Origin of the sequence: Loktanella sp. DSM 29012, assembly GCF_900110705.1 — a bacterium.
Classification (GTDB): domain Bacteria; phylum Pseudomonadota; class Alphaproteobacteria; order Rhodobacterales; family Rhodobacteraceae; genus Loktanella; species Loktanella gaetbuli.
This window is the reverse complement of record NZ_FOEJ01000006.1, coordinates 92,834-119,493: the sequence shown is the minus strand read 5'-3', so window position 1 is coordinate 119,493 and position 26,660 is coordinate 92,834. Positions and strand designations below refer to the sequence as shown.

At 61.3% G+C, this 26,660-nt stretch carries 29 protein-coding genes; 10 read left to right on the top strand and 19 right to left on the bottom strand.

Annotated elements, in window-relative coordinates:
* Positions 1–6: 6 nt before the first annotated feature.
* From BMX27_RS14390 to BMX27_RS14340, 11 genes are all read right to left on the bottom strand, one after another.
* The gene (locus tag BMX27_RS14390; RefSeq protein WP_090160678.1) at positions 7–1,110 is read right to left on the bottom strand and encodes an alkene reductase; all 1,104 of its coding nucleotides are present in this window, start codon (positions 1,108–1,110) and stop codon (positions 7–9) included.
* 54 nt (positions 1,111–1,164) lie between these two features.
* Entirely contained in the window at positions 1,165–1,938 is a 774-nt protein-coding gene (locus tag BMX27_RS14385; protein ID WP_090160675.1) for an enoyl-CoA hydratase-related protein, read from the bottom strand.
* Positions 1,939–2,006: 68 nt separating this feature from the next.
* On the bottom strand, positions 2,007–2,450 hold the full coding sequence (locus tag BMX27_RS14380) for a cytochrome c-type biogenesis protein (protein WP_090160673.1): 444 nt from the start codon (positions 2,448–2,450) through the stop codon (positions 2,007–2,009).
* Positions 2,447–4,414, bottom strand: a complete 1,968-nt coding sequence (locus BMX27_RS14375) for a heme lyase CcmF/NrfE family subunit (protein ID WP_090160737.1) — start codon at positions 4,412–4,414, stop codon at positions 2,447–2,449. Before BMX27_RS14375 ends, BMX27_RS14380 begins: the two co-directional genes overlap by 4 nt.
* Before the next feature lie 75 nt (positions 4,415–4,489).
* Positions 4,490–4,693, bottom strand: coding sequence for a hemolysin XhlA family protein (locus tag BMX27_RS14370; RefSeq protein WP_090160671.1), 204 nt, complete (start codon positions 4,691–4,693; stop codon positions 4,490–4,492).
* Positions 4,683–5,219, bottom strand: coding sequence for a holin family protein (locus tag BMX27_RS14365; RefSeq protein WP_090160669.1), 537 nt, complete (start codon positions 5,217–5,219; stop codon positions 4,683–4,685). Before BMX27_RS14365 ends, BMX27_RS14370 begins: the two co-directional genes overlap by 11 nt.
* Positions 5,210–5,821, bottom strand: coding sequence for a holin-associated N-acetylmuramidase (locus tag BMX27_RS14360; protein ID WP_090160666.1), 612 nt, complete (start codon positions 5,819–5,821; stop codon positions 5,210–5,212). The genes BMX27_RS14365 and BMX27_RS14360 overlap by 10 nt, the downstream gene beginning before the upstream one ends.
* Before the next feature lie 45 nt (positions 5,822–5,866).
* Entirely contained in the window at positions 5,867–6,325 is a 459-nt protein-coding gene (gene ccmE / locus BMX27_RS14355; RefSeq protein ID WP_090160664.1) for a cytochrome c maturation protein CcmE, read from the bottom strand.
* Positions 6,322–7,350: an N-acetyl-gamma-glutamyl-phosphate reductase gene (gene argC, locus BMX27_RS14350; RefSeq protein WP_090160661.1), complete on the bottom strand. Its 1,029-nt coding sequence runs from the start codon at positions 7,348–7,350 to the stop codon at positions 6,322–6,324. Before argC ends, ccmE begins: the two co-directional genes overlap by 4 nt.
* Positions 7,351–7,402: 52 nt before the next feature.
* The gene (murI, locus tag BMX27_RS14345; RefSeq protein ID WP_056035066.1) at positions 7,403–8,215 is read right to left on the bottom strand and encodes a glutamate racemase; all 813 of its coding nucleotides are present in this window, start codon (positions 8,213–8,215) and stop codon (positions 7,403–7,405) included.
* Between the two features lie 129 nt (positions 8,216–8,344).
* Complete coding sequence (locus tag BMX27_RS14340; RefSeq protein ID WP_090160659.1) at positions 8,345–11,749, bottom strand: indolepyruvate ferredoxin oxidoreductase family protein; 3,405 nt, start codon at positions 11,747–11,749, stop codon at positions 8,345–8,347.
* A gap of 146 nt (positions 11,750–11,895) precedes the next feature.
* Between BMX27_RS14340 and BMX27_RS14335 the strand changes: the two genes are divergently transcribed.
* The 4 genes from BMX27_RS14335 to grxD all read left to right on the top strand — a co-directional run bounded on the left by BMX27_RS14335 (position 11,896) and on the right by grxD (position 15,983).
* On the top strand, positions 11,896–12,804 hold the full coding sequence (locus tag BMX27_RS14335; RefSeq protein ID WP_090160657.1) for a LysR family transcriptional regulator: 909 nt from the start codon (positions 11,896–11,898) through the stop codon (positions 12,802–12,804).
* Positions 12,805–13,067: 263 nt separating this feature from the next.
* Positions 13,068–15,227, top strand: a complete 2,160-nt coding sequence (purL, locus tag BMX27_RS14330; protein WP_090160655.1) for a phosphoribosylformylglycinamidine synthase subunit PurL — start codon at positions 13,068–13,070, stop codon at positions 15,225–15,227.
* Between the two features lie 106 nt (positions 15,228–15,333).
* Positions 15,334–15,570 (top strand): BolA family protein, encoded by a 237-nt coding sequence (locus tag BMX27_RS14325; protein ID WP_090160653.1) that lies wholly within the window; start codon positions 15,334–15,336, stop codon positions 15,568–15,570.
* 53 nt (positions 15,571–15,623) lie between these two features.
* Entirely contained in the window at positions 15,624–15,983 is a 360-nt protein-coding gene (grxD, locus tag BMX27_RS14320; protein ID WP_056035069.1) for a Grx4 family monothiol glutaredoxin, read from the top strand.
* A gap of 55 nt (positions 15,984–16,038) precedes the next feature.
* Here grxD and BMX27_RS14315 read toward each other — a convergent pair whose 3' ends face one another.
* Both BMX27_RS14315 and BMX27_RS14310 read right to left on the bottom strand, forming a co-directional pair.
* Positions 16,039–16,434, bottom strand: coding sequence for a cell division protein ZapA (locus BMX27_RS14315; RefSeq protein WP_090160651.1), 396 nt, complete (start codon positions 16,432–16,434; stop codon positions 16,039–16,041).
* 2 nt (positions 16,435–16,436) lie between these two features.
* Positions 16,437–16,886, bottom strand: coding sequence for a hypothetical protein (locus BMX27_RS14310; protein WP_090160649.1), 450 nt, complete (start codon positions 16,884–16,886; stop codon positions 16,437–16,439).
* Positions 16,887–17,036: 150 nt separating this feature from the next.
* On the opposite strand from BMX27_RS14310, the gene tkt reads away from it, so the two are divergent.
* The gene (gene tkt / locus BMX27_RS14305) at positions 17,037–19,052 is read left to right on the top strand and encodes a transketolase (protein WP_090160647.1); all 2,016 of its coding nucleotides are present in this window, start codon (positions 17,037–17,039) and stop codon (positions 19,050–19,052) included.
* 105 nt (positions 19,053–19,157) lie between these two features.
* Here tkt and BMX27_RS14300 read toward each other — a convergent pair whose 3' ends face one another.
* From BMX27_RS14300 to BMX27_RS14290, 3 genes are read right to left on the bottom strand one after another with little or no spacing between them, the layout of a single operon-like run.
* Entirely contained in the window at positions 19,158–19,919 is a 762-nt protein-coding gene (locus BMX27_RS14300) for a potassium channel family protein (RefSeq protein ID WP_090160645.1), read from the bottom strand.
* Positions 19,912–20,301, bottom strand: a complete 390-nt coding sequence (locus tag BMX27_RS14295) for a DoxX family protein (protein ID WP_090160642.1) — start codon at positions 20,299–20,301, stop codon at positions 19,912–19,914. Before BMX27_RS14295 ends, BMX27_RS14300 begins: the two co-directional genes overlap by 8 nt.
* On the bottom strand, positions 20,298–21,245 hold the full coding sequence (locus BMX27_RS14290; RefSeq protein ID WP_090160640.1) for a DUF808 domain-containing protein: 948 nt from the start codon (positions 21,243–21,245) through the stop codon (positions 20,298–20,300). Before BMX27_RS14290 ends, BMX27_RS14295 begins: the two co-directional genes overlap by 4 nt.
* A 203-nt stretch (positions 21,246–21,448) precedes the next feature.
* Here BMX27_RS14290 and gap (BMX27_RS14285) point away from each other — a divergent pair, with 203 nt between their 5' ends.
* The 4 genes from gap (BMX27_RS14285) (at position 21,449) to BMX27_RS16895 (ending at position 24,312) form a co-directional block, all read left to right on the top strand.
* On the top strand, positions 21,449–22,450 hold the full coding sequence (gene gap, locus BMX27_RS14285) for a type I glyceraldehyde-3-phosphate dehydrogenase (protein WP_090160638.1): 1,002 nt from the start codon (positions 21,449–21,451) through the stop codon (positions 22,448–22,450).
* Positions 22,451–22,491: 41 nt separating this feature from the next.
* Positions 22,492–22,635, top strand: a complete 144-nt coding sequence (locus BMX27_RS16900) for a hypothetical protein (RefSeq protein ID WP_177172736.1) — start codon at positions 22,492–22,494, stop codon at positions 22,633–22,635.
* A 105-nt stretch (positions 22,636–22,740) separates the two neighbouring features.
* Entirely contained in the window at positions 22,741–23,742 is a 1,002-nt protein-coding gene (gene gap, locus BMX27_RS14280) for a type I glyceraldehyde-3-phosphate dehydrogenase (RefSeq protein WP_056034899.1), read from the top strand.
* A 411-nt stretch (positions 23,743–24,153) separates the two neighbouring features.
* Positions 24,154–24,312 (top strand): hypothetical protein, encoded by a 159-nt coding sequence (locus tag BMX27_RS16895; RefSeq protein ID WP_177172735.1) that lies wholly within the window; start codon positions 24,154–24,156, stop codon positions 24,310–24,312.
* 60 nt (positions 24,313–24,372) lie between these two features.
* Here BMX27_RS16895 and coaD read toward each other — a convergent pair whose 3' ends face one another.
* Positions 24,373–24,873 (bottom strand): pantetheine-phosphate adenylyltransferase, encoded by a 501-nt coding sequence (gene coaD / locus BMX27_RS14275; protein WP_090160636.1) that lies wholly within the window; start codon positions 24,871–24,873, stop codon positions 24,373–24,375.
* A 26-nt stretch (positions 24,874–24,899) separates the two neighbouring features.
* Positions 24,900–25,334 (bottom strand): CBS domain-containing protein, encoded by a 435-nt coding sequence (locus BMX27_RS14270; protein WP_090160634.1) that lies wholly within the window; start codon positions 25,332–25,334, stop codon positions 24,900–24,902.
* Between the two features lie 117 nt (positions 25,335–25,451).
* Between BMX27_RS14270 and BMX27_RS14265 the strand changes: the two genes are divergently transcribed.
* Positions 25,452–25,757 carry a hypothetical protein gene (locus tag BMX27_RS14265; protein WP_090160632.1) on the top strand — a complete coding sequence of 102 codons (306 nt, stop codon included), beginning with the start codon at positions 25,452–25,454 and terminating at the stop codon, positions 25,755–25,757.
* On the opposite strand, the gene BMX27_RS14260 is transcribed toward BMX27_RS14265, so the two are convergent.
* Positions 25,732–26,625: a LysR family transcriptional regulator gene (locus tag BMX27_RS14260; RefSeq protein ID WP_090160735.1), complete on the bottom strand. Its 894-nt coding sequence runs from the start codon at positions 26,623–26,625 to the stop codon at positions 25,732–25,734. The two genes, BMX27_RS14265 and BMX27_RS14260, sit on opposite strands and share 26 nt — an antisense overlap.
* Positions 26,626–26,660: the final 35 nt, after the last annotated feature.

Below are 26,660 nucleotides of genomic sequence, written 5' to 3'. Positions count from 1 at the left end.
GATCCGTCAGCTTGCCACGGCCTCGTGGTCGTCGAGGAACGGATAGTCGATGTAGCCCTTCTCGTTACCGCCGTAGAACGTATCAGGATCGGGTTCGTTCAGGGCCGCATCCAGATTGAACCGGCGTGGCAAATCCGGGTTCGCGATGAACGGGCGGCCAAAGGTCACGGCATCCGCGCGGCCACTGGTGATGACCTCGCGCGCGCGGGCCACGTCATAGCCACCGTTCGCCATATAGAAACCGTCGTAGTGGTCGCGCAGGGCGTCGATCAGATCCTGCCCTTCGCCGTTGTCACTACCAGGAAAGCTTTCGAGGACGTGCAGGTAGGCCAGCTTGCGGTCGCTCAACATCTTGTAGATCGCGCTGTAGTGCGTCAGCGGATCGCTGTCACCACCGTCGTTGGCCTGACCCAGCGGGGACAGGCGCACGCCGATGCGGTCGGCGTCCCAGTGTTCACCCACGACGTCCAGCGCCTCTTGCAGGAAACGCATCCGGTTCTCGACGCTGCCACCGTATTCGTCGGTGCGGTCGTTCACGCTGTCTTGCAAGAACTGCTCGATCAGATAGCCGTTCGCCGCGTGAACCTCGACGCCGTCGAACCCAGCGACCTTGGCCAGACGTGCGGCCTCGCGGTAGTCGTTTAGGGTTTCCTTGATCCCGTCCGCATCCAGTGCCACCGGATCAGAACAGTCCACGAAACCATCGTGGGTAAAGGTCTGTGCCTTTGCCGGTTTGGCGGTCGCGGAAACAGGCTGTCGGCCATCGGGCAGGACGGATGTGTGGCTGATCCGTCCGACATGCCAAAGCTGGATAAAGATACGCCCGCCCTCGGCGTGGACCGCGTCCGTGATCTCGCGCCACTTGGCGGCCTGCGCCTCGGTATGGATGCCGGGGGTGTTGATATACCCCTTGCCCATTTCTGAAATCTGCGTGGCCTCGGTCAGGATCAGGCCCGCGCTGGCCCGTTGGCGATAATACGGCACGGCCATATCAGACGGCATTCCGTCGGGTTGGGCGCGGTTGCGGGTCAGCGGGGCCATCAGCACGCGGTTGGGCAAGGTGATCGTGCCCATCTCGATGGGGCTGAACAGCATATCTTGGTCGGTCATGGGTTGGTTCCTTCTTGGTTCGGAAACCAACCCGGAATCCGCCGACCTGTTCCGTTACCGCCCCTGAAATCGCGCTGTGCGTTTTTCAACAAAGGCCGCGACCCCTTCGCCAAAATCACGCGTCTTGCCACATTTGCCCTGCAATTCGGCCTCCAGCGCGAGCTGTGTATCAAGATCATTGTCAAAACTGGCGCGCAGTGCCTGTTTGATATGGTGATAAGTCTGCGTCGGACCCTGCGCCAGTTGCCCGGCGCGCGCCTGCCAATGGGCTGCGAAATCATCCGCCGGTACGGATTCATAAATCATACCCCAGTCGGCGGCCTGTTTGGCGCCGATCTTGTCCGCGAACAAAGATGCCCCCATCGCCCGTGCAAATCCGACCTGACGTGGCAGGAACCATGTGCCGCCCGCGTCGGGGATCAGACCGATCTTGGCAAAGGCCTGCACGAAATAAGCATCTTCGCTGGCCAGCACCACATCGAACACAAGCGCGAGGTTTGCCCCTGCCCCTGCCGCCACACCATTCACGGCAGCGATGGTCGGCAGGGGACAATCCACGATGGCCCGCAGCATCGGCACGTATTCGTCGCGCAACACGGCTTCGAGGTCGAGGTTCGCCGCCTCGCCAAAGCTGAGTTCCTGACCGGAACAGAACGCACGGCCCGACCCGGTCAGCACCAGCACGCGTCCGTGGTTGGGTGCATCCATGACAGCATGGGTCAGTTCGGACCGCATGGTGCCGTTCAGCGCATTCATCTTTTCGGGGCGGTTCATGGTAATCGTGACGACATCGTCGCTGACGTTCACGGTGATCGCGGTATAGTCCATGGGTCGGTCCTGCTGCTGGTTTTGCACAGCCTAACCGTTGACCGGGTCAAAGCCATGAAAACCAAACGTCAGGAACGCAGGATTCTCTCCAGCTCGGCGCGTTCCTTTTCCGTCAGCTGCGCATCCCCCGTGCCCGGTTTGCGCCGGATCGCGGTCCAGCCCACCCCCAGCGCCAACAACAGCAGCGCGGGCGCGGCCCACCACAGGATAATGTTCACCCCAGTGCGGTCGGGTTCCAGCAACACGAATTCCCCGAACCGCGCGACCAGAAATTGCCGCACCTCTGCGTCACTGTCGCCCGCGACCAACCGTTCGCGCAGCAAAACGCGCAATTCCCGGCTGATGGGCGCGTTGGATTCGTCGATGCTTTCGTTCTGGCAGACCGGGCAACGCAACCCCTTGCTCAGCTCGCGGGCGCGTTCCTCCAGCACGGGGTCATCCAGCACCTCGCTGGGATCAACCGCAAAGGCAGGCAGCGCCCACAGGCACAGGATCAGGGCGAGCCACCTCATTCCGCGGCGACCGCCTGCGGCTTGCGCGCGCCGACGGCAAACCGCAGACGCCGGTCCGTGAGCGAGATCAGACCGCCCAACGACATCAGGATCGCACCACCCCAGATCCAGTTGGCGAATGGCTTGAGATAGACGCGCACAGCATAGCCACCACCGGCCTGCGGATCACCGATCACCGCGTAGACATCACGGAGGAACCCGTTGTCGATCGCGGCCTCGGTCGTGGGCATCTGCGCTACCGGATAGAACCGCTTTTCCGGCATCAGGACAAAGGGTTCCGCACCTTTGTGGCTGATCGACAGGCTGGCCATCGTGGACAGGTAGTTCGGTCCTTCGATATCCTCGATCGCCGTCAGCGTGACGGCGTAATCACCGACCTGATAGGTGTCGCCCACGTTCACCACGCGAATATCCTCGACGTTCCACGCTGTCATCGCAGCGATGCCGAACACGGTGACACCCATGCCCAGATGGGCAACCGATTTGCCCCAATCGGCACGCGGCAGCCGCGTGATGCGGCGCAGGCGATCACCGACCGGACCGCGCCCGGCCCGCAGCCACAGGTCCAGCAGCGCACCGCCGACAACCCAGACGCCCAGGGCGACGCCGACGGGCCCGACCATCGACCGGCCCGAATAGACCGCGTAGGCCAAACCGGCGAGAGCCACCGACAAGATCACCAGCCCGACTAGCGGTCCGGTGGCGCGGCCCAGCTTGCCACGTTTCCATGCCAAGAGTGACCCAAGCGGCAGAGCGATGGCCAAGATGACCATGAATGGCGTGAATGCCGCGTCAAAGAACGGCGGACCGACCGACAATGTCCGGTCGAACACCATTTCGGCAACCAGCGGCCAGATCGTCCCGATGAACACCACGAAGGCGCTGACAGCCAGCAGGATGTTGTTCAACACCAGTGCCGATTCCCGGCTGACGGTGCCGAACGCGCCCTGCGACTGCATCGCCCCCGCGCGTGCTGCAAAGAGGGTCAGCGCCCCGCCCAGATACAGACCGAGGATCAGCAGGATGAACATGCCACGCTCAGGGTCGTTGGCAAAGGCGTGTACCGATGTCAGCACCCCCGACCGCACGATAAAGGCACCCAGCAATGAAAACCCAAAGGCAAGGATGGCCAGCAGGATCGTCCAACTCTTGAGCGTTTCGCGTTTTTCCACGACGATGGCGCTGTGCAGCAGGGCAGCCGCGATCAACCACGGCATGAAGCTTGCGTTTTCGACCGGATCCCAGAACCAGAAACCGCCCCAGCCCAGTTCGTAATAGGCCCACCAGGACCCCAGCGCGATGCCCACGGTCAGGAACATCCATGCGGCCAGCGTCCAGGGCCGCACCCAGCGACCCCAGGCCGCATCGACGCGGCCTTCGATCAGCGCGGCCACGGCAAAGCTGAATGTCATGCTAAGGCCGACATAGCCGAGATAGAGGAACGGCGGGTGAAACGCCAAACCCGGATCCTGCAACAGCGGGTTCAGATCACGCCCATCCAACGGCGGCACGGCAAGCCGCGCGAACGGATTGGAGGTGAACAGAATGAACGCGATAAAGGCGACCGAGATGCTGCCCTGCACCGCTAGCACGCGTGCCTTGAGCGTGGCAGGCAGGTTGCCACCGAACCATGCCGCGCTCGCCCCGAACAACGCGAGGATCAACACCCACAACAGCATCGACCCCTCGTGGTTGCCCCAGACGCCGGTGACCTTGTACAGCATCGGTTTCAGCGTGTGGCTGTTTGCATAGACCAGCGCGACCGAAAAATCGGACACGACAAAGGCCCAGGTCAGGACCGCAAAGGCAAATGTCACAAGGATCAGCTGCGAAGTGGCCGCCGGATCGGCAAAAGCCATCCAGCCGCGCCACCCCTTGGCTGCGCCCACCAGGGGCACGACGGTTTGCGCAATGGCCACGACAAAGGCCAGGATCAGGGCAAAGTGTGCAAGTTCAATAAACATGCCTTTAACATAGCCCATCGCAAGGGCCACCGACATAGGTTTCGCAACAAATTCATCTGCGGCACAACGCCCTTGTCAGACGGCCAGCCCGCCCTGGACAACATAGGTGATCCCGGCCACCACCAGTCCGCCGACAATCAGCCGCACCAGCCATTTCAGCGTGTCCTCGATCGCGCTGAGCCGTTCGGACACATTCAGCATCTGGACCGCAGCAACCGCATTATGCGTCTCCAGCGCGACAAGGCGTTTTTCAACGACATCGGGCCAGTCAGATTGCATTGCGGGACCTCCACCAGTCCGCAAGGGCCGCATTGTCGGCATAACCTTCGGGCATTGCCGTCGCACCCGAGGGCGGTGCGACCGCGTCCTTGATCACCGCCTCGCTCCGGATGACGGATTCCGCGACCGATCGTTGGAATTCCTGCCCTTTGACCTGATAGCGTGCGCCGAAATAAAAGCTGACAATCGCCCCCATCAACCACCACAGTGGTTCGGGGATCAGCGCGACACCCGCCATCCGGCTGGCAAACCACGCCGGGCTGGTCATCGCCGAGACAAACAACCCGATCGTTCCCAGCGCCAGCAAGGGACGCGGCAACCGGTTCAGCCCGTCGACCATCCTGTCAAATAATCCCTTGCGCGGCTGCGCAAATTCGGCGGCGAATTGGGCCAATGCGGCCGCCTTTTCATCGGTCAGCCGCTGCGCGCGGCCTTCGCTGTTCTCGCGGAATACCTCGACCGTTTCGGCCACGACGTTGCGCCCGTCACCAAAAACCCAAGCCATCACCCTGTCGATCATTCCCATGCCCGTGTCCTCTCGCGGTGCTGCGCGTCGCTCAGATGATAGCGGGGGGCGATGAACATTTCCGCCCGCGTGATCCAGCCGCCAGTGCCGCCATCGCGACGGCGCGCGTATTTTCGACTGGCGGGGCGCTGGTCCGCCAGCGCGTAATAATAATTGCGCCGCGCGATTCCGTAGGCATCGACCAGATGATCCGGCGCGGCCTCCATCGCCCGCACAGCAGCGGTCGCAGTCTGTGCACCGATGACACCATCGACCTGAACATCCAGCCGCATCCGATTGAAAAGACGTTGCAAAATCTTGACCGCATTGTTGCCCGCATTGACATACATATCGAATACGCTGGCGTGCAACGCATCCGGCAAGGTGCCGATGCGGGGGGCCTCAAAATAATGCTGGATATAGATTTGCACGGCACGGTCGCGGCTGATCCGTCGCACGTCGGCTGCATCGACATCGCCGTCACCGTCCAGATCAAGTCCGAGCCGCCGCAGCGTGTGGATCGTCACACCATGCTGCGTAGCCCCGCCGGGATCGTCGGGATCGTCGACGAAACCACCCTCGCGGGCGACGATTTCAGCCGCAATCTGTTCAACGCTCTGCATTCGCGATCCTCCTGCTGGGGTGCAGGCAGGATCAGCGGTCAAAGGTTAATTGGTTGCGACCTCAGCGCCCGGTTCCACGTAGGTGCCCTGTTCCTTGAGCGCGTCAATCACCTCTTGCGGCATGTATTCTTCGTCATGTCGCGCAAGGATTTCAATGGCTTCGAAGGTGCCGTTGATGTAACGCCCCTGCCCGACCATGCCCTGACCTTCTTCAAAGAGATCCGGCAGGATACCGGTGTAGACGACCGGAATCGATGCACCACCATCGGTCACATTGAACGCAACCTGCGTGCCGGTGCCGCGCACCAGCGTTCCGACCTCGACCAGACCGCCGATGCGAAACAACTCTGTTTCGCGCGGCGGGTCGGCGGCGACTTCTGACGGCGCGCGAAAGAACTGGAACGATTCCTCTGGCAACACCGCAAGCAAGCCAAGAACCGCCGCAACGCAGACACCGGACAGCGCCATCACCTGGATGCGCCGTTTTTTCTTGAGCCCCTTCATGGGAACACCGGGGCCATCATCAGACCCTCCGTTTCCGGCAGTCCCAGCATCAGGTTGGCGTTCTGCAACGCCTGCCCAGAAGACCCCTTGGTCAGGTTGTCCAGCGATGCGATCACCTGCGCGCGCCCGGCGATGCGGTCAGCCACGACGCCGATATGGCAGAAATTGCTGGCACGAATGTGTTTGATGGACGGGTGCTGTCCCATGGGCAAAACCTCGATGAATGGCTCTTTGGCGTAGGCGTCAGAGAAGGTTTGGTGGATCGCTGCGGCATCGCCCTTGACCGATACGGTGGCCAGGATACCGCGGTTTGCGGGGATCAGATGCGGTGTAAACTGCACGCGCACCTCGCGCCCTGCGATGGCGGAAAATTCCTGATCGAATTCGCCCAGATGCCGGTGCGTGCCGCCGACGGCATAGGCATGCGCCCCTTCGGACAGTTCCGCGTGCAGCAAATTTTCCTTGAGCGCGCGCCCCGCACCCGACACGGCCGCCAACAGGTTGATGTTGATCTCATCCAGATCGATCACACCCGCCGCGATCAGCGGACGCAGCGCGTATTGGCCTGTCGCCGCATTGCATCCGGTGCCCGCCACCAGACGGGCTGTGCGGATCTGGTCACGGTAGAATTCGGTCAGGCCGTAGACAGCCTCTTTTTGCAGATCGGGCGCGGCATGGGGCTTGCCGTACCATTTTTCATAGGCCGCCGGGTCACGCAGACGGAAATCGGCAGACAGGTCGACGATTTTCAGATGCGACGGCAGCGCCTTGATGACCGCCTGAGAGGTCGCATGGGGCAGCGCGCAAAACACCAGATCCACGCCGGACAGATCAATGTCCTCGATCGTGGTCAGGCGCGGCAGATCAAGATGGCGCAGATGCGGAAACACATCCGCCATTGCCATCCCGGCCTTGGAATTGCCGGACAGGCCCGTGATGGCCAGCGACGGATGCGTGGCGATCAGGCGCACAAGCTCTGCACCAGTGTATCCGGATGCGCCCAGAATGGCGACGTTATGGGTCATGTCATGGTCTCCCTTGTGGGATCAGATAGGGGCGCTGTGCGCCTGCTTCAATTCATGCTTTGGCAAAGGTGATCGGATGTCGCAGGAACTGCATCGCACGGTCCGATACCTTTTTCGGATCACCGGATGTCAGAAATTTCGAGGTCATGCCCTTGCCCACCATTTCAGGGCGTCGGTCGAGGTAATGCGCAAGGCTCTCTGCCACCAGATTTGCCTGGCTGAACACCTTGACCCCGGCACCCAGCGCATCCTGAAACACCTCGGCCATCAGGGGGTAGTGGGTGCAGCCCAGCATCGCAGCATCAGGATCAGGCATCTTGCGTTTCAGCGCGTCCACATGGCTGCGCACTAGCGCCTCGGCCAGAATGAAATCGCCGTCCTCGATGGCGTCGACGACACCGCCACAGGCCTGTGCCTCGACATCGACACCGATGGCGCGGAATGCCAACTCGCGCTGAAACGCACGACTGCGCACCGTGGCGGGCGTGGCAAAGAGTGCCACATGTTTCACCTCGACCTCGCGCGGGGGGGAATTGTCGCCCCATTCGCGTTCGGTCAGCGCCTCGATCAGCGGCACGAACACACCCAGCACGCGCTTGTCCTTGGGCACCCAGCCTTCTTGCATCCGGCGCAGTGCCGCAGCACTGGCCGTGTTGCAAGCGAGGATCACCAGATCGCACCCTTCGTCAAACAGCCGCTGGGTGGCACGGGTGGTCAGATCATAGATATCGTCCGCGTCGCGCACGCCGTATGGCGCATTGGCACTGTCGCCCAGATAGACAAGCGGCAGATCGGGCAACCGCTTGGAAATTGCGTCAAGAACGGTCAACCCGCCCAGTCCGCTGTCGAAAATACCCACTGCCATTGCCGTACCCTCTGTGCCGGGCCCGCGCCAATCATGGCGCGGACGTGTTTGCATCAGCCATACGTCGGTTGACGTCAGAAATCCATGCAGGGTTTTGCACGGTGACAGGAAAACGCGGCGAGCGACGGCCTATTCCGCGGCCACCTGCTGATCGGGGCGCGTGATGGCCGCCAGCAGCATCTCGCGCGTCTTTTCCGCCTTGGCCGCATTGGCGTGTTTGACGGGACCGAAACCGCGAATGTCCAGCGGCAGACGTGCCAGCGCGATGATGGCGTCGCTGACCGGCAGGTCAGCGATGCGGTCCATGTCCGCCTCGTATTGCGCAATCAGCGCTCGTTCCATCCGGCGTTCCGCGGTGCGCCCGAATGGATCGAACGGCGTGCCGCGCAGCACCTTGAGCCGTGCAAGCAGCGGAAAGGCACGCGCCATCGTGGCGCCGAACTCTCTTTTCACTGGTCGCCCGTCAGCACCGGTTTTCGTCAGCATCGGCGGAGCAAGGTGATAGGTCAGCGACACATCCCCGTCAAAGGCCGCGCGCGCCTTGGCCTCGGTATCGCGCAACAAGCGGGCGACTTCGTATTCGTCCTTGTAGGCCAGCAGTTTGTGATAACCCAGCGCCACTGCCTCGCGCATCGCGGCGTCACTGAAACGATCCACCATCCGCAGATAGCGTTTCGCCAACCGCTTGTTCTGGTAGGCGGTCAGGTGATCGACGCGGAATGCGATCCGGTCGTCCAGCGATTTGGGCAATGCGACGACCTGCGGTTCCGACACCCGCGCGGCCCGTTCAGGGTGCAGCACCGCCCAGCGCCCTAGGTCGAACGCCTGTTTGTTACGATCCACGGCCGCACCGTTCAGTTCAATGGCACGCAGAATGGCGTCCAGCGACACGGGAATCGCGCCCATCTGCCAGGCCGCGCCAAAGATCATCATGTTCGAATAGATGCTGTCGCCCATCGTCGCCTTGGCCAGTTCGGTCGCGTCGAACAGCGCCACCTTGTCCTGCAACCGCCGCGTCAGGCTAAGCTTCAATTCGTCCACGGGCAGTTGAAATTCCGTGTTGCGGGTGAAATCGCCGGTGATGATCTCATGCGCGTTCACGACACCGCGCGTGCGCCCGGTTTTCATCAGGCCCAGCGTCTTGGCCCCTGCACTGACCACCAGATCGCCACCGATCAAGGCATCGCATTCGCCCGTGGCCACGCGGATCGCGCTGATATCCTCGGGCCGTTCCGCCAGGCGGCAATGGATGTGCACGGCCCCACCCTTTTGTGCGAGGCCGGCCATTTCCATCATGCCAGCACCCTTGCCGTCCAGATGCGCCGCCATCGCCAGCACGGCACCAATCGTGACGACACCTGTGCCGCCCACACCGGTGATCACGACGTTATGGGTGCCACTGATCGCAGGCAGGTCCGCCAACGGCAGGTCGCCCACATCCACGGTTGTCGTCGCGGCCTTTTTCAACTGCGCGCCTGCAACGGTCACAAAGGACGGGCAGAAGCCCTTGACGCAGGAAAAATCCTTGTTGCAGGACGATTGGTCGATGGCGCGTTTGCGCCCCAGTTCGGTTTCAACGGGGACGATCGACACGCAGTTCGATTGCACACCGCAGTCGCCGCAGCCTTCGCAGACGTCCGTGTTGATGAACACGCGTTTGTCGGGTTCGGGAAACTGGCCACGCTTGCGGCGTCTGCGTTTTTCGGCGGCACAGGTCTGGATGTAGACCAAGGCGCTGACGCCCGACACCTTTGCCAGTTCCGCCTGCACGCGCGGCAGTTCTGACCGTTCCGCCAGCGGCACACCGCTGGGAAAGTGGGATGCATCCACGTCCTCTTTTTCGTCATAGACGACGCGCACGTCGCGCACGCCCATCGCCAGCAGTTCGCGCACGATCTGCTCGGCCGTCAGACCGCCGTCGTTACCCTGCCCGCCCGTCATGGCGACAGCGTCATTATACAGGATTTTATAGGTGATGGTCGTCCCCGCCATCAGGGCAAAGCGGATCGCCTGCACGCCGGAATGGTTATAGGTCCCGTCACCGAGGTTCTGGAACACATGGCCCGTCTTGCTGAACGGGGCCTCACCGACCCAGTTCGCGCCCTCGCCGCCCATCTGGGTGAAACCAACGGTGTCGCGGTCCATCCATTGCACCATGTAGTGACACCCGATCCCCGCATAGGCGCGCGATCCCTCCGGCACCTTGGTGCTGGAATTATGCGGACAGCCCGAACAGAAATACGGCAAACGTGCCGCGATTTCCGGCACATTGTCGGCGCGGCGCGCCTCTGCCAGCGCATCCAACCCCTGCATCACACCGTCCGAGGCGCAGCCTTCTTCGACCAGGATGCCGCCCAGTTTTTCCGCGATCCAGATCGGGTCCAGCGCATAGCGCGTCGGAAAAATCTCTTCGCGGCGACCGGCGGAATGTTCATCGCCCTTGTGCCAGCCGTACACCCGGGTGTTGGTGTCGTCGAACAGCGCCTCCTTGACCTGCACCTCGATCAGCTTGCGTTTTTCCTCGACCACGACCACCAGATCGAGACCTGCCGCGAAATCGTGAAATCCCGCCATGTCCAACGGCCAGACCTGACCGACCTTGTAGGTGGTGATACCCAGACGCTCGGCCTCTTGCGCGTCGATGCCCAGCAGTGACAGGGCGTGCTGCAAATCCAGCCAGTTCTTGCCCGCGGCGACAAAACCGATCCTGGCACCGTGCTTGCCCCACTTGCGCTGATCCATCTTGTTGGCCCGGCTGAACGCCTCTGCCGCAAACCGTTTATGGTCGATCATCCGTGCCTCTTGGGCGACGGGCGTATCGACAAGGCGAATGTTTAGCCCCTCAGGCGGGAGGGCCAGGTCGGGTGTCACGAATGACAGCCGGTGCGGGTCGCCGTCCACGACAGAGGTGACCTCGATCGTGTCCTTCATCGTCTTGAGACCGACCCAGACGCCTGCATAGCGCGACAGCGCCCAGGCATAGAGGCCATAATCCAGCACCTCCTGGACACCGGCAGGGCTGACGATCGGCATGTAGGCGTCGATCATCGCGAAATCGGACTGATGCAGCGTGGTGCTGGATTCACCCGTGTGGTCGTCACCCATCGCCATGATGACACCACCGTCCGGCGATGTGCCCGCCATGTTGGCATGCCGCATCACATCGCCGGACCGGTCCACACCCGGCCCCTTGCCGTACCACAGGCCGAACACGCCGTCGTATTTCCCCTCGCCGCGCAGCTCGGCTTGCTGACTACCCCAGAGTGCGGTTGCCGCCAGATCCTCGTTCAGGCCAGGCTGAAACGTTACCTGGGCGTCAGTCAGCGATTTGGCCGCACGCGCCATCTGCATGTCCACAGCGCCCAGCGGCGAGCCACGATATCCAGTCACATAACCGGCGGTATTCAGCCCGGCGCGTGCATCACGTGCCCGCTGCATGAGCATCAACCGCACCAGTGCCTGTGTTCCGTTCAGCAACACATGCCGCTTGGACAGATCAAACCGATCGTTTAGCGAAATATCTTGACGTGTCATGCAAACCTCCCTGCAATACAGGCATCTTAGGTCACATTTGCTGACCTACAAAGAATAATTCCGAGGGCGGCTTTGATTGTATATTTAACAGAGTCAGCGTAACCAAGTTTCAAACTACAAATAATTTAAGGCACTACGGGCGGGTCATGGACTGGGATAAGCTTCGAATATTTCACGCGGTTGCGGATGCGGGGTCACTGACCCATGCAGGCGATGTCCTGCACCTGTCGCAATCGGCGGTCAGCCGCCAGATCCGCGCCCTCGAAGAGACGCTGAACACCACGCTTTTCCACCGTCATGCGCGTGGACTGATTCTCACCGAACAGGGTGAACTGCTGTTCGATGCCACGAAATCCATGAACCGCCGCCTTGACGCGGCCGCAGCCCGCATTCGTGACAGCGAAGAAGAGGTGTTCGGGGAATTGCGCGTCACCACGACCACCGGTTTCGGCACTCTCTGGCTCGCCCCGCGCCTGCCCAAACTCTACGAGATGTATCCCGACATCAAGATCGACCTGATGCTCGAGGAACGTGTGCTGGATCTGCCCATGCGCGAGGCAGATGTCGCCATCCGCATGAAGGAACCGTCACAGGCAGACTTGATCCGCAAACGCCTGATGAGCGTGCGCATGCGTCTGTACGCAACACAAGCCTACCTCGACCAGCGCCGCCCGCTGGACAACATCACCGACATTTCGAACCATCGCCTGATCTGCCAACAGCTGTCGTCGACCCAGGTCAGCGCCGGTGCCACGCTGATCCATCACCTGCTGTCACATGAGGTGACGTCGATCTTTACGGTGAACAACTATTACGGCGTCCTGCAGGGCGTCATCAACAACCTCGGCGTCGGCGTCCTGCCTGACTATGTGGTGCAGGATTTCCCCCACCTCGTACGCTGCTTGCCATCCCTCGAAAGCGGAGAGGTTCCCGTCTTCCTCGCCTACCCCGAGGAATTGCGGCAGTCGAAACGGATCATGGCGTTTCGGGATTTCGTTCAGGACGAAATCTTCGCCCATCGCAGATCATTGGCAGAGCTCGGGCGCGAAGACTAAACCTCAGCGAGTGTTGCGCCATGCACGCATCACATAGCGGGTCTGCACGCGCGCGTATGGTTTTTTCTTGATCGCTTAATCCTTGCGCCCTATCTGCTGAAACAGAGGCAAAAACATCATTTGGTGTGCCTCTACCTCCCTGTTGGACTGCGCCGGGCCTTTGTGCCCGGCATTTTTTTTGCCTGAAGCGCGGCCAAAGGATCACCTTCCCCTTCGTCCCAGCCTCCCCTAAAAGGCACAGAACAGCTCGTGGGGAATCTTTTATGTCCGATCCGATCATCACCGCCGACGTCATCGCAGCACACGGGTTTTCGCCCGACGAATGGCAAGAGGTGCTGAAAATCCTCGGACGGCACCCGACATTTACGGAAATGGGCATCTTTTCCGCGATGTGGAACGAACACTGTTCCTACAAGTCATCCAAACGCTGGCTGCGCACGCTGCCCACAACCGGCCCACAGGTCATCTGCGGCCCCGGCGAAAACGCGGGCGTCGTGGATATCGGTGACGGTCAGGCCGTGGTGTTCAAGATGGAAAGCCACAATCACCCCAGCTATATCGAGCCATATCAGGGTGCGGCCACCGGCGTTGGCGGCATTCTGCGCGATGTTTTCACCATGGGCGCCCGCCCCATCGCGGCGATGAATTCGCTGTCCTTTGGCGAACCCACCCACCCCAAGACGAAATCACTGGTCAGCGGTGTCGTGGCTGGTGTCGGTGGCTATGGCAATTGTTTCGGCGTGCCCACTGTCGGCGGCGAAGTCCGCTTTGACAAATCCTACAACGGCAACTGCCTTGTGAACGCATTCGCTGCCGGGCTCGCTGACGCGGACAAGATTTTCTATTCCGCTGCATCGGGCGTCGGGATGCCCGTCGTCTATCTGGGGGCCAAAACCGGCCGCGACGGCGTGGGCGGTGCCACCATGGCCAGCGCCGAATTCGACGACACGATCGAGGACAAGCGCCCCACGGTGCAGGTTGGCGATCCGTTCACCGAAAAACGCCTGATGGAGGCGACGCTGGAACTGATGGCCACGGGGGCCGTGATTTCCATTCAGGATATGGGGGCCGCCGGCCTGACCTGTTCTGCGGTCGAGATGGGCGACAAGGGCGGTTTGGGTGTCAAGCTCAACCTCGAGGACGTGCCACAGCGCGAAACCGGCATGACCGCCTACGAGATGATGCTGTCGGAATCCCAGGAACGGATGCTGATGGTGCTCAAGCCAGAGCTGGAGGCAGAGGCCCGTGCGGTCTTCGTGAAATGGGACCTCGATTTCGCCATCGTGGGCGAAACCATTGCAGAGGACCGGTTCCTGATCCTCCACAACGGCGAGGTAAAGGCCGATCTGCCGCTGTCCAAGCTATCGTCCACCGCCCCCGAATACGACCGCCCGTGGGAAGAAACGCCAGCCGCCGCACCCGTGGGTGACGTACCACACGTCGACCCGATCGACGGTCTGCGCAGCCTGATCGGCAGCCCGAACTACGCCAGCAAGGCGTGGGTCTATGAGCAATACGACAGCCAGGTGATGGCCGATACGCTGCGCACCCCCGGCGCAGGATCAGGCATCATCCGCGTGCACGGCACGCAAAAGGCACTGGCCTTCACGTCTGACGTGACGCCGCGCTATGTTTTTGCAAATCCCTATCAGGGTGGCGCACAAGCCGTGGCAGAGGCCTACCGCAACCTCACTGCCGTCGGTGCCACACCACTGGCGACCACCGACAACATGAACTTTGGCAATCCCGAAAAGCCCCGCATCATGGGTCAGTTCGTCGGCGCGATCAAAGGGATCGGTGACGCCGTCAAGGCGCTGGACATGCCGATCGTGTCCGGCAACGTGTCGCTGTATAACGAAACAGACGGCAAGGGCATTCTGCCCACGCCGACCATCGGTGCCGTCGGACTGATTGCCGATTACACACAGGCCATCACAGGTCAGTTGGAAACCGGTCACATGCTACTGCTGCTGGGCGAAACGGCGGGTCACATGGGCCAGACAGCGCTGCTGGCCGAACACCTGGGCCGCGTCGAAGGCGATGCACCTACGGTCGACCTGGTGGCGGAGCGTACACATGGCGATTTCATCCGTGCCAACCGCAGCGCCATCACGGCCTGCACCGACCTGTCGGACGGCGGGCTTGCGCTTGCGGCATTCGAAATGGCGGTGGCAGCCGATATCGGCATCACCGTCGAAACCGATGACACCGCCCAGCTGTTTGCAGAGGATCAGGCGCGCTATCTGATCGCCGCATCCTTTGACGGTGCCGAGGCCCTGTTTGCGGCCGCAGCCGCCGCTGGCGTGCCGCTTGCGCGCTTGGGTCAGGCCGGTGGCAGCGACATCACATTCGGCGCGTCCAGCGCACCGCTGGCCGATCTTGCCGCGGTCTATCACGGGGCCTTTGCCAGACATCTGGCCTGATCCCGCGCTGCCGCGGCGCGGACAAACGCGCCGCGGCACCCACACTGGCCCTTGCCCCCGCTGCGGCGCGTTCATAGGTTATTGAAAAGCCTGCAAGGAGCCGACAATGCCCATCACAGCCCACGAAATCGAAGCCCTGATCCGCGCGGAATTTCCCGACGCCAAGATTACGGTGCAGGGCGACGATGGCGCACATTTCGCAGCCGAAGTCGTCGATGCCAGCTTTGCGGGCAAGAATCGCGTGCAGCAGCAACGTGCCGTCTATGCCGCCCTCAAGGGCAAGATGGATGGCAGCAATGGCGAGCTGCATGCCCTCGCCCTGACCACACGCGCACCCGATTGAACCGCGCGCAAATTTTCGCAGAAAATTTGATCCCCCTCAAAAAGGACCAGACCATGACCGCCGAAGACCAGATCAAGCAAACCGTCACCAGCAACGACGTCGTCCTGTTCATGAAAGGCACGAAAACGATGCCGCAGTGCGGTTTTTCCAGCCGCGTGGCAGGCGTGCTGAACTTTATGGGCATTGAATACACGGACGTGAACGTGCTGGCCGACGACGGCGTGCGCCAGGGCATCAAGGATTACTCCGACTGGCCGACGATTCCGCAGCTTTACGTCAAGGGCGAATTCGTGGGTGGGTGCGATATCATCACCGAAATGACGCTTTCGGGTGAACTGGATACATTGCTCACAGAAAATGACATCGCGTTTGACAAGGCCGCAGCCGACAAGATCCGCGAAGCCAACGCCTGACCCACAGACCACGCGCCCGTCACTGGGCGCTTATTCACGCAGTGTTGGGCCGACCCTAGGACGGGTCGGCCTTTTGCGTGTTGTCCAGCGAATCTGCCAATGCCTCCGCGCGGGCCGCGATCTCGGCAAAGGCATCGGTCACTTCGGCTGGAATGACCGGCACCTCGATCCGCTCGGCCGGGCGTGATTGGGCTTCGGCGATCTGGGCCTGCAGACTTTCCAGTTCCAGCTCGACCTCGCGCAGACGCTCTGCAATACCGGCAGTCCGGTCGGCCAGCATCAGGCCAGACATCAGCAACATCCGCGATTCAGGCATGCGCCCGATCTGGCTGGACAGATGCTGCGCCTCTTCATCCAGCATGGCCGAGGCTGTGCGCAGGAAATGTTCCTCGCCGTCCTGACAGGCCACCTCGAACACGCGGCCACCGATTGTGATCTCGACTTGCGGCATGATCAGCCCTCCTGTTGCAGTGCAGGTTTCAATTCGCCCAGCAAAGCGGCCACCTCTGCGGCCTCGGCTGCACGGTCAGCCTGCAGGGCCTCGACCTCCGCGATCAGCGCGCGATTGATATCCGCCGCATCGGGCACACCTTCCATTGCCGCCTGCCGCAGCGCATCCGCCTCTTCGCGCAGATCGGCATTCGCAGCGCGCAGGCGTTGCAACGCGCCGTCCAGCTCTGTCATGCGGTCGGCATGTGCGGCGACCTCGGCCTCCAGCTTGGCGATCTTGTCATCCTGACGCGCCTTGAGTGCGGCGACCCGATCCTCGAGGTCTGCATTCGCAGCCTGCTGCGTGGCCAGTTGCGCCCGCAGGTCAGATTGGCCCGCCTGTTCGCCGACATGGGATCTGATCCGGTCCAATGCCGTGTTGATCCGGTATTCCAGGCTCTTGAGATCGTTCATCTCTTCAACGGTCCTTTATCACACGATTCGGCGTTGTTCCGCGCCAAACCCTAAGTCATCGGTCGCATCCACACAAATGGCGCGCTTGAATTGACCGGTTCGCCTGATATGACACGACCAACTTTGTTTTGCACCCGTCAGGAACACCACATGGATATCGAAACCCTCAAGTCCGCACATCCCGCCCATTGGAAAAAGGCCGCCGCGATCCGCGCGCTGACACTCGATGCCGTGGCCGGCGCGAACTCGGGCCATTCCGGCATGCCGATGGGCATGGCGGACGTGGCGACCGTGTTGTTCGAAAAGCATCTGAATTTCGACCCCAAGACACCGCACTGGCCCGACCGCGACCGTTTCATCCTGTCCGCCGGTCACGGCTCGATGCTGCTGTATTCGCTGCTGCACCTGACGGGCTACGCGGATTTCCCGCTGGAGCAGATCAAGAACTTTCGCCAGTGGGGGGCCTATACCGCAGGCCATCCCGAATACGGCCACGGCGCTGGCGTCGAGGTCACGACCGGACCATTGGGTCAGGGCATTTCCAACGCGGTCGGCTTTGCCATCGCAGAGGCCCATCAGCGCGCCGTCTGGGGCGACAAGATCGTCAATCACTACACCTACGTCATGGCCGGTGACGGCTGCCTGATGGAAGGCATCAGCCAAGAGGCCATCGGCCTTGCCGGGATGCAGGAACTGGGCCACCTCATCGTGTTCTTTGACAACAACGACATCACAATCGACGGTCATGTGGGCATCGCCGACATCACTGACCAGGCCGCGCGTTTTACGGCGTCCGGTTGGCATGTGTTGTCCATCGACGGTCATGACCCCGACGCGATCGACGCGGCCATCATCGCGGCCAAGGCCGATCCGCGCCCGTCCATGATCGCCTGCAAGACCCATATCGCACTGGGTCATGCCGCACAGGACACGTCCAAAGGTCACGGTGCCCTGACCGATCCCGCCCAGCTGACCGACGCCAAGCAGGTCTACGACTGGCACTACGGCCCCTATGAGGTGCCCGCCGAGGTCAAGCAGCAGTGGGAAGACATGGGCACCCGCGGCCAGAACGCGCATGCCGCATGGCACGACCGTTTCGCCAAACTGTCGGACGCCAAGCAAAAGGAATTCAACCGCGCCTATGACCTGGAGGCCCCCAAGAAGCTTGCCTCCACCATCCGCGCGTTCAAGAAACAGGCGACTGAAACACTGCCCAAGGTCGCGACCCGCAAGGCATCGGAAAACGTGCTCGAGGTGATCAACCCGATCATGCCCGAAACCATCGGCGGCTCTGCCGATCTGACCGGGTCCAACAACACGAAATCCTCCGACATGGGCGTATTCAGCCCTGCCAACCGCAAGGGGCGCTACATCCACTACGGCATCCGCGAACACGGCATGGCGGCGGCCATGAATGGCATGGTGCTTCATGGTGGCGTGCGTCCCTACGGCGGCACCTTCATGTGCTTTACCGATTACGCACGAGGTGCCATGCGCCTGTCGGCACTGATGGCGGTTCCTGCGGTCTATGTCATGACCCACGACAGCATCGGTCTGGGCGAGGACGGCCCGACCCACCAGCCGGTCGAACATCTGTCGATGCTGCGCGCCACACCGAACACCAACGTGTTCCGCCCTGCCGACACGGTCGAAACCGCCGAGGCCTGGGAACTGGCGCTGACGGACACCAAAACACCCTCTGTTCTGGCGCTGTCTCGGCAAAACCTGCCCGCCGTCCGGACAGAGCTCAAGACCAAGAACCTCACCGCATTCGGCGGCTACGTGCTGGCCGAGGCCGAGGGCAAGCGCAGCGTGATCCTGATCGCCACCGGGTCCGAGGTGCATCTTGCCATGCAGGCACGCGACGCACTTCAGGCCGAAGGTATCGGTACCCGCGTGGTGTCCATGCCCTGCATGGAATTGTTCATGCTACAGGACGAGGCCTATCGCCGCCGCGTGCTGCCCGCAGGGCCAGTCCGCGTCGCCGTCGAGGCTGGCGTGCGCCAGTCCTGGGACATGATCCTGATGGGTGAACGCGGTGCTGCGAAAAAATCCGCATTCGTCGGCATGGACAGCTTTGGTGCCTCTGCCCCGGCAGAAGAGTTGTTCGAAAAGTTCGGCATCACAGCAGAGGCCGTCGCCACCGCCGCGCGCGACCTGCTTTAAACCGGCCGCAGGGGGCCGCATCGCGCTGCCCCCTGTCTTCTTCTGGTCAGAAATATCTGCCCCGCCGGCGAGGCGTCCCGCACTCACCGGCGGCAGGAGGCCCGATCAGACAGCGCCATCCGTTTCAATATGCATGATCGTTCCGCAATGCTTGCAATGACTTGCGTCCCGGTCGTGTTTCGTCAGCCCGCATTCGTCGCATTCGATCCGCACCTTGTTGGGGCGGAACAGCACCCGCGCAAGTTGCAGGAACAATGTCACGCCAAAAATCATCACCACGACCGACAGCAACCGCCCCCACCAGCCCTGTGCCACGATGTCACCAAACCCTGTCGTGGTCAGTGTCGAGACCGTGAAATAAAACGCATCCGCATAATTGTTGATGGCATCGTTGACCTGCACCTGTGACGCATAGATCAGGCCCGTCATGACAAAAACGAAAACGCCCAGATGGACGGTCGCCAGAAACACCTCTTCGTGCCGCCGGAAATAGTCGAAGTCACGCCTGAGCCTGCGCAACGTTTCATAGCTCTTGAGCAGCCTCAGGGTGCGCAGCACGCGCAGGAACCCCAGCCCTTGGGCGAACAACGGCCCCAGAAAGCTGATGACCGCGATGATGTCCGCCCAGGTTGCCATCCGCGTCAGCGCCCGCCCCCAGCTGGGTGTGAGCCATGCACGGATACAGAAATCCGCCAGAATGATCGTCCCGAAAAACAGGTCTGCCGCGAAAATGACGGGCGATGACGGAAAGAAAGACGTGACGATCACATAAGCCAAAGTCACCAGATCGAAGCCAAGCAGACCATAACGAAACGCGACCGCGCGTGGGCTCTCACCTTTGTAGAGGTCGCGCAGCCACTCACGCATGCGGGTGATCCGGTTTCCAGGCCCAGGCGCCTGACCCCGCCACCGCAAGCGCGAGACAGCCCCCCGCAATGGCCCAGTTCTTGACGAATATGGTCAACTGCCAGGGATCGTCCTGCCCGATGAAAACTTGAAGATGGAAAAAACTGGTCACAGCGCAATAGATCGCGGCCGTGACGGCGACCGGCCGCACCGCGATGCCCAACCACAGGGCACCGCCGGCCAGCAGATTATAGGCAAGCGCAGGCCAGACCAGCCAGAACGGCAGGCCCGCCGCGACCAGCAGTTCGCCTGCCCCATCGGGTCCCAGCCCCTTGTTCACGGCCCCGCCGATCATCAGAAACCCGATCAGGAACCGGGCGATGAACAGGGCAGCGTTTGTCATTTGGGCATGACCGCAGCCATTGCCGGTTTGATGACGGATGCCACGATCGGTATCAGGATCAATCCCCAGATGAACCCCAGCACGCCGTCGCATCCTGCCGTCACGGCCCATTCAACGATCCCCTGCCATGCCGCACCCACACCGCTGGCGGCCGCCACGGCCCAACCGTGGATCAGGTCCTCGGGTGCGTGCCAGCCGAGCTGGCCGATACTGTGCACGATGATCTGACCACCGACCCACAGCATCGCAGCCGTGCCGACCCAGGTCAGCACGAACAGGAATTTCGGCATGCCTGCCACGATCCCCCGCCCCAACAGGCGTGTAATGGACAACCGGCCCTTCTTGGCCATCAACAGGCCGACGTCGTCGGCCTTTACGATCAATGCAACGGCACCGTAAACGGCAGCGGTGATCCCTATGGCAACCACGAACAGCACGGCCGCGCGGGTCCACAGGTTGTCCGTCTCGATGGCGGCCAGCGCGATGGTCATGATCTCGGCCGAGAGGATGAAATCGGTCTTGATCGCGCCCTTTACCTTTTCCTCTTCGAGATGGGCCGGATCGCCTGTCGCCTTGGAATGGGGGTCCTTGTGGCCAAAGGCATGGACGATCTTTTCCGCCCCTTCATAGCACAGATAACTGCCGCCCAGAATCAGCAGTGGCGCGATCAGCCAAGGGGCAAAGACCGACAGCAACATCGCGGCCGGAAGCAGAATCAGCACCTTGTTGCGGATGGATCCCCAGGCAATCTTGCCGACGATCGGCAATTCACGTGCAGGCGCAAAGCCCTGAACATATTTGGGACTGACAGCGGCGTCGTCGATCACGGCCCCTGCGGCCTTGGCACCCGCCTTGGTCGCCTGACCAATCACGTCGTCCACGCTTGCCGCCGCGACCTTTGCGATGGCTGCGACATCATCCAGCAACGCCAACAATCCGCTCATGGTCTCTCCTTTTTGCGCGCCAATCACGCTTTTGCGAATCCTAGCGCGTCGGCGCGTGATCGCAACCCCGACCGTTGGCGCAAACGGTTAGCGATAACCCCTGCCTGTTATCGTTATCATTTTGTTTTTGATGGATTTTCCCTTTTTCGTTGACCTAGCTTCCCCTAAGGCTGGCGCAATTGGGAATACCATAGGATACCGTCATGACCATCACGCTGGGGATCAATGGCTTTGGCCGCATCGGGCGCTGCACGCTGGGCCATATCGCAGAGAGCCTGCGCGACGATGTCCGCGTGACGCGGATCAATGCAACGGGCCCGATTGAAACAACAGCCCACCTGATGAAATACGACAGTGTTCATGGACGGTTTGCCCGCCCCGTGACCGTTGATGGGCAAACGCTGGACGTGGGCACGGGCCCGATCCAGATCATGTCCACCTATGATCCCGCCGCACTGGACTGGTCAGGCGTGGACGTCGTTCTGGAATGCACCGGAAAATTCAACGATGGCCACAAGGCGTCGGTGCACCTGACCCAAGGCGCGAAAAAGGTTTTGATTTCCGCACCTGCGAAAAACGTCGACCGTACGGTGGTTTACGGCGTGAACCACCGTGACCTGTCAGGTGGGGAACGGATGATTTCCAACGGGTCCTGCACGACAAATTGCCTGGCCCCGCTGGTCAAGACGCTGAACGACACCATCGGGATCGACCGTGGCATCATGACGACGATCCACAGCTACACCGGTGACCAGCCCACGCTGGACCGCCGCCACGACGACCTGTACCGCGCGCGCGCGGCAGCCCTTGCGATGATCCCGACCTCGACCGGTGCGGCCAAGGCGCTGGGCGAGGTGCTGCCGGAAATGGCCGGCAAACTGGACGGCACAGCGATCCGCGTGCCCACACCCAATGTGTCCGCCGTTGACCTGACATTCGAGGCAGGCCGGTCCACATCGGTGGCCGAGGTCAACATGATCCTGGCCGAGGCCGCACAGGGCGCGCTGCTGGGCGTCATGGCCTATGACGCCGAGGCCAAGGTCAGCATCGATTTCAACCATACCACCGAAAGCTGCACCGTAGCCCCCGACCAGACCAAGGTCATCGGCGGCCGCACCGTCCGCGTGTTGGCGTGGTATGACAACGAATGGGGATTTTCCGCACGTATGGCAGACGTGGCCGCAACCATGGGTCGCCTGAACTAAGCGCGCTTTACCTGCATCCCGTCGGACGCTACGACATCCGCATGACCAATGCCGTCGCCATCGGAATCCTGATTGCCATCGCCGCATTCTTTGCGTTGGACCACTATGTCCTGCATTGGGAAGCCCCGCTGTTTCTGGCACGCAAGTTCGTGGAATTGCTGCAATGGCTGGCATTCTGGCGCTGATTACCGCCTGATTCTGCCCACTTGCGCTTGACCTTTCGGCGAAAAAGACAATGTTTGCGCTAACTGCGCACCCCCTGGTGCGCTCTTACGCAAATGGAGTCTCTCATGGCCGTCAAAGTCGCAATCAACGGGTTCGGACGTATCGGGCGCAACGTGCTGCGCGCCATCGTCGAATCCGGTCGCACGGATATCGAGGTCATCGCGATCAACGATCTGGGCCCGGTGGAAACAAACGCGCATCTGCTGCGCTTTGACAGCGTGCACGGCAAATTCCCCGCAACCGTGACGACGACCGAGGATTCGATCGACGTGGGCCGTGGCCCGATCCGCGTCACCGCGATCCGCAATCCTGCCGACCTGCCCTGGTCCGACGTGGATATCGTCATGGAATGCACCGGTATCTTCACCTCCAAGGAAAAATGCCAGGCGCATCTGGACAACGGGTCCAAGCGCGTGCTGATTTCCGCCCCCGGTTCGGACGCTGACAAAACCATCGTCTACGGTGTCAACCACGACACGCTGACCGCCGACGACATCATCGTCAGCAACGCGTCCTGCACCACCAACTGCCTGTCACCGGTGGCCAAGGTGCTGAACGACGCTGTCGGCATCACCAAGGGTTTCATGACGACGATCCACAGCTACACCGGCGACCAGCCGACGCTGGATACCATGCACAAGGACCTGTACCGCGCCCGCGCGGCGGCCCTGTCCATGATCCCGACGTCCACCGGTGCGGCCAAGGCCGTGGGTCTGGTTTTGCCCGAACTGAACGGCAAACTGGACGGTGTCGCGATCCGCGTCCCTACCCCCAACGTGTCGGTCGTCGACCTGACGTTCGAGGCCAGCCGCGACACCACCGTGCAGGAAATCAATGACGCGATCCGCGCTGCAGCAGACGGCCCGATGAAGGGTATTCTGGCCTATACCGACCTGCCGATGGTCAGCATCGATTTCAACCATGACCCGGCATCCAGCACGTTCCACATGGACCAGACCAAGGTTCTGGACGGCAACATGGTGCGCATTCTGACCTGGTACGACAACGAATGGGGCTTTTCCAACCGGATGAGCGATACCGCCGTCGCCATGGGCAAGTTCCTGTAACACCAACACGACCACGCACATCAGGCCGCCCCTACACCGGGGCGGCCTTTTTTATGGCGGAACCAAAATTGCTGCACCTGCGTTATGACAACACCCCGCAAATGAGGGCACAGGTGAATGTTTTGATTGGCCCTGCCGCAGCTTCGAACATTCAGGTAGATATACAGCCGTTTCACGCAGGACTTCTTGTGTTTTGTGGGCTTACAGGCCTCATCTGACAGCGCTTTTGACCGTCATCTGCACCGCGGACAGGTCGCCCGAAAACCGATCATAACGCCCCCAAAATCAGCGAAACGCACCATGCAGCCCTGCATTTTATGCAAGGCGGTTATCACGCTATGGCAGTTGCGCTGCAGCGCAGCATCCCTATCTTTGGATCATCGAAACAAATTAGCCCGAAAGGAGCCTACCATGACCCTTGTCGAGACCATCCGGACCACGCTCCAAAAGCGCGCTGTCTATGAGAAAACCCGCAAGGAATTGCGTCGTCTGCCGCTGGATGTGGCGCTTGATCTGGATATCGATCGCGCCGATGCGGACAAGATCGCATACAACGCCGTCTATCGCTGAATGCGGCACATCGTGACCCAAGGCGGCCCCCGGGATGACCCGGGTGGCCGCCTTTTCGTTTCAGCGGCCTGGCTTCAGCTTGTCATGCAGGGCGTCCACCACAGCCGGGGTCACGAACTTTGACACATCGCCATCCAGACGGGCGATTTCCTTGACCAGCTTGCTGGCGATCGCCTGATTTTTCGCATCCGCCATCAGGAACACGGTTTCGATGCTGTTATCCAGACTGCGGTTCATGCCAACCATCTGAAATTCATATTCGAAATCAGCGACGGCGCGCAGACCGCGGATGATGACCCCGGCACCTACGTCGCGGGCGCAGTGGATCAGCAGATTTTCAAACGGATGCACCACAATTTCGGTGCCCAGCGGTTTGCCCAGTGGCACGACCTCTGACCGGATCATCTCGACCCGCTCGTGCAAATCGAAAAGCGGCCCCTTGTCCCGGTTGATGGCGACACCGATCACAAGCCTGTCCACCAGCGAACAGGCACGGCGCACGATATCAATATGACCATGGGTCACCGGATCAAAGGTGCCGGGGTATAATCCTGTGCGCATCGGCACCTCGCAATTCGGTCGGGCGATCAGTAGCCCTTGATCATGCCTTCGAGCGCGTCTTTTTCCATCGACAGCTCTGACAGCCGAGCTTTGACAACGTCACCGATGGAAATCAACCCGATCATCGCGTCACCGTCCATGACCGGCAGGTGGCGGAACCGTCCTTCGGTCATCATCGACAGCACGCTGTCAGCATTGTCGCGGGTGGTGCAGGTAGTGATTTTCGATGTCATCATCGTCTCGACGGTATCGGATAGACACTCCGGGCCGCGCTTGCCGATTTCACGGACGATATCGCGTTCGGACAGGATGCCCGTCAGTGCCGCACCATCGCTGGACACCACCACCGTACCGATCCGGTTGTCAGACATCACTTTGGCTGCGTCAGCGACGCTGCTGCTGGGTTTGACCCAGAACATCTCTTGCGAGGTTTTCGACCCAAGTATTTGTTGCACAAGCATGATGACCCTCCCGTCTGCCTGAACCAAAGGTTCCAGACACGCTGCCACAGGTCAAGGATCATTGCCGTCCCGAAGGCCGCAACCTAAATTTTCCGTCGGGAATCACAGGGGGGTCCGATGTCACCGGAACTGACGATTTTAGTTATCAACGCGGTCTTTGTGGGGTTTGCCTACGGGTTCGCCTACCCCATGCTGCGGGTGCGGACGATGAACAGGCTCGCGCTGTTCGACCTGATCATCGGCAGTGCCGCGCTGATACTGGCGGGATTGCTGTACTACGGATCAGGGATCCGATTTTCGATGATCCTGTTTGACACGAACTGGTTGTTCTTTTCCCTCGTGACGATGGCGCTGATCGAGATAATTCCTGCAACACTCTACATGCGGCGCCACGGCATCAGCATGATGGACGATCCGGAATAGCCTCCAGTCGCGCGACCTCGGTCTTGATCCCGGCCAGCAACAGATCCGCAAACCGGGTCAGACGTTCTGACCTGCGGTCCGCGTCGTGGCGCACCAGATAGAACGACCGCGTCAATGACACCTGATCCATCAGAACCCGGTGCAGGTCAGGTGCCGACGGCAGCGCGAAATCATGCACGATGCCGATGCCCGCACCCGCGCGCAGCATCTGCAACTGCACGGACACGGAATTGCTGGCCAGCTGCACCCCGGCACGCGCAAGCGGACCCAGATAATCCAACGCCGCGTCAAAGATCATGTCGGGGATATACCCCACCAGCGCCCTGCCCTGTAGCGCCTCCAGCGTTTGCGGCACCGCCAGCCTGCGGTTCTGCGCCAGATGCAGACGGTAATCGGTGATTTTCTGCACGGTCAGCCGCCCGGCCTGCGGCGGACTGACGGTGATCGCCATATCCGCCTCGCGCCGCGACAGGTTCACCACACGCGGCAGCGACAGGATCTGGACCTCAAGCTCTGGATTGTCGGCCTGTATCGCGGCACAGACCTGCGGCAGCAGGTAATTTGCACAGCCGTCCGGTGCGCCGATGCGGATCTGCCCCGACAACCCCGCGCTGGGCGTCTGGCCGATATCCCAGGCCCGGCTCAGCGCGACCTCCGCCTGCTCGGCGGCCTCTTGCATCCGCGCACCCAGATCCGTGACGGCATAGCCCTGGGGTGATTTCACGAACAGCGCAGCACCCATGGCCTGTTCCAGCCGGTTGATCCGTCGCCCCAGCGTGGCAGGGTCCATCCGCAAGCCCGGTGCTGCCGCAGACAACCTCTCGGCGCGGGCAACCGCAAGGAACACGCGCATATCATCCCAATTCATCGCATACCCGCAAATTTGCAAAACCGATTTGTCAA

Bases quoted from the DNA above. Each gene is read 5' to 3' on its own strand.
- murI (WP_056035066.1), bottom strand. From the start codon at position 8,215: ATGGCAGTGGGTATTTTCGACAGCGGACTGGGCGGGTTGACCGTTCTT.
- BMX27_RS14290 (WP_090160640.1), bottom strand. From the start codon at position 21,245: ATGAGCGGATTGTTGGCGTTGCTGGATGATGTCGCAGCCATCGCAAAG.
- gap (WP_056034899.1), top strand. From the start codon at position 22,741: ATGGCCGTCAAAGTCGCAATCAACGGGTTCGGACGTATCGGGCGCAAC.
- BMX27_RS14385 (WP_090160675.1), bottom strand. From the start codon at position 1,938: ATGGACTATACCGCGATCACCGTGAACGTCAGCGACGATGTCGTCACG.
- BMX27_RS14270 (WP_090160634.1), bottom strand. From the start codon at position 25,334: ATGCTTGTGCAACAAATACTTGGGTCGAAAACCTCGCAAGAGATGTTC.
- purL (WP_090160655.1), top strand. From the start codon at position 13,068: ATGTCCGATCCGATCATCACCGCCGACGTCATCGCAGCACACGGGTTT.
- grxD (WP_056035069.1), top strand. From the start codon at position 15,624: ATGACCGCCGAAGACCAGATCAAGCAAACCGTCACCAGCAACGACGTC.
- gap (WP_090160638.1), top strand. From the start codon at position 21,449: ATGACCATCACGCTGGGGATCAATGGCTTTGGCCGCATCGGGCGCTGC.
- BMX27_RS16895 (WP_177172735.1), top strand. From the start codon at position 24,154: ATGACCCTTGTCGAGACCATCCGGACCACGCTCCAAAAGCGCGCTGTC.
- tkt (WP_090160647.1), top strand. From the start codon at position 17,037: ATGGATATCGAAACCCTCAAGTCCGCACATCCCGCCCATTGGAAAAAG.
- BMX27_RS14300 (WP_090160645.1), bottom strand. From the start codon at position 19,919: ATGCGTGAGTGGCTGCGCGACCTCTACAAAGGTGAGAGCCCACGCGCG.
- BMX27_RS14340 (WP_090160659.1), bottom strand. From the start codon at position 11,749: ATGACACGTCAAGATATTTCGCTAAACGATCGGTTTGATCTGTCCAAG.
- BMX27_RS14325 (WP_090160653.1), top strand. From the start codon at position 15,334: ATGCCCATCACAGCCCACGAAATCGAAGCCCTGATCCGCGCGGAATTT.
- BMX27_RS14375 (WP_090160737.1), bottom strand. From the start codon at position 4,414: ATGTTTATTGAACTTGCACACTTTGCCCTGATCCTGGCCTTTGTCGTG.
- BMX27_RS14265 (WP_090160632.1), top strand. From the start codon at position 25,452: ATGTCACCGGAACTGACGATTTTAGTTATCAACGCGGTCTTTGTGGGG.
- BMX27_RS14335 (WP_090160657.1), top strand. From the start codon at position 11,896: ATGGACTGGGATAAGCTTCGAATATTTCACGCGGTTGCGGATGCGGGG.
- BMX27_RS14315 (WP_090160651.1), bottom strand. From the start codon at position 16,434: ATGCCGCAAGTCGAGATCACAATCGGTGGCCGCGTGTTCGAGGTGGCC.
- BMX27_RS14260 (WP_090160735.1), bottom strand. From the start codon at position 26,625: ATGAATTGGGATGATATGCGCGTGTTCCTTGCGGTTGCCCGCGCCGAG.
- ccmE (WP_090160664.1), bottom strand. From the start codon at position 6,325: ATGAAGGGGCTCAAGAAAAAACGGCGCATCCAGGTGATGGCGCTGTCC.
- BMX27_RS14365 (WP_090160669.1), bottom strand. From the start codon at position 5,219: ATGGGAATGATCGACAGGGTGATGGCTTGGGTTTTTGGTGACGGGCGC.
- BMX27_RS14310 (WP_090160649.1), bottom strand. From the start codon at position 16,886: ATGAACGATCTCAAGAGCCTGGAATACCGGATCAACACGGCATTGGAC.
- BMX27_RS16900 (WP_177172736.1), top strand. From the start codon at position 22,492: ATGACCAATGCCGTCGCCATCGGAATCCTGATTGCCATCGCCGCATTC.
- BMX27_RS14370 (WP_090160671.1), bottom strand. From the start codon at position 4,693: ATGCAATCTGACTGGCCCGATGTCGTTGAAAAACGCCTTGTCGCGCTG.
- argC (WP_090160661.1), bottom strand. From the start codon at position 7,350: ATGACCCATAACGTCGCCATTCTGGGCGCATCCGGATACACTGGTGCA.
- BMX27_RS14390 (WP_090160678.1), bottom strand. From the start codon at position 1,110: ATGACCGACCAAGATATGCTGTTCAGCCCCATCGAGATGGGCACGATC.
- BMX27_RS14295 (WP_090160642.1), bottom strand. From the start codon at position 20,301: ATGACAAACGCTGCCCTGTTCATCGCCCGGTTCCTGATCGGGTTTCTG.
- BMX27_RS14360 (WP_090160666.1), bottom strand. From the start codon at position 5,821: ATGCAGAGCGTTGAACAGATTGCGGCTGAAATCGTCGCCCGCGAGGGT.
- BMX27_RS14380 (WP_090160673.1), bottom strand. From the start codon at position 2,450: ATGAGGTGGCTCGCCCTGATCCTGTGCCTGTGGGCGCTGCCTGCCTTT.
- coaD (WP_090160636.1), bottom strand. From the start codon at position 24,873: ATGCGCACAGGATTATACCCCGGCACCTTTGATCCGGTGACCCATGGT.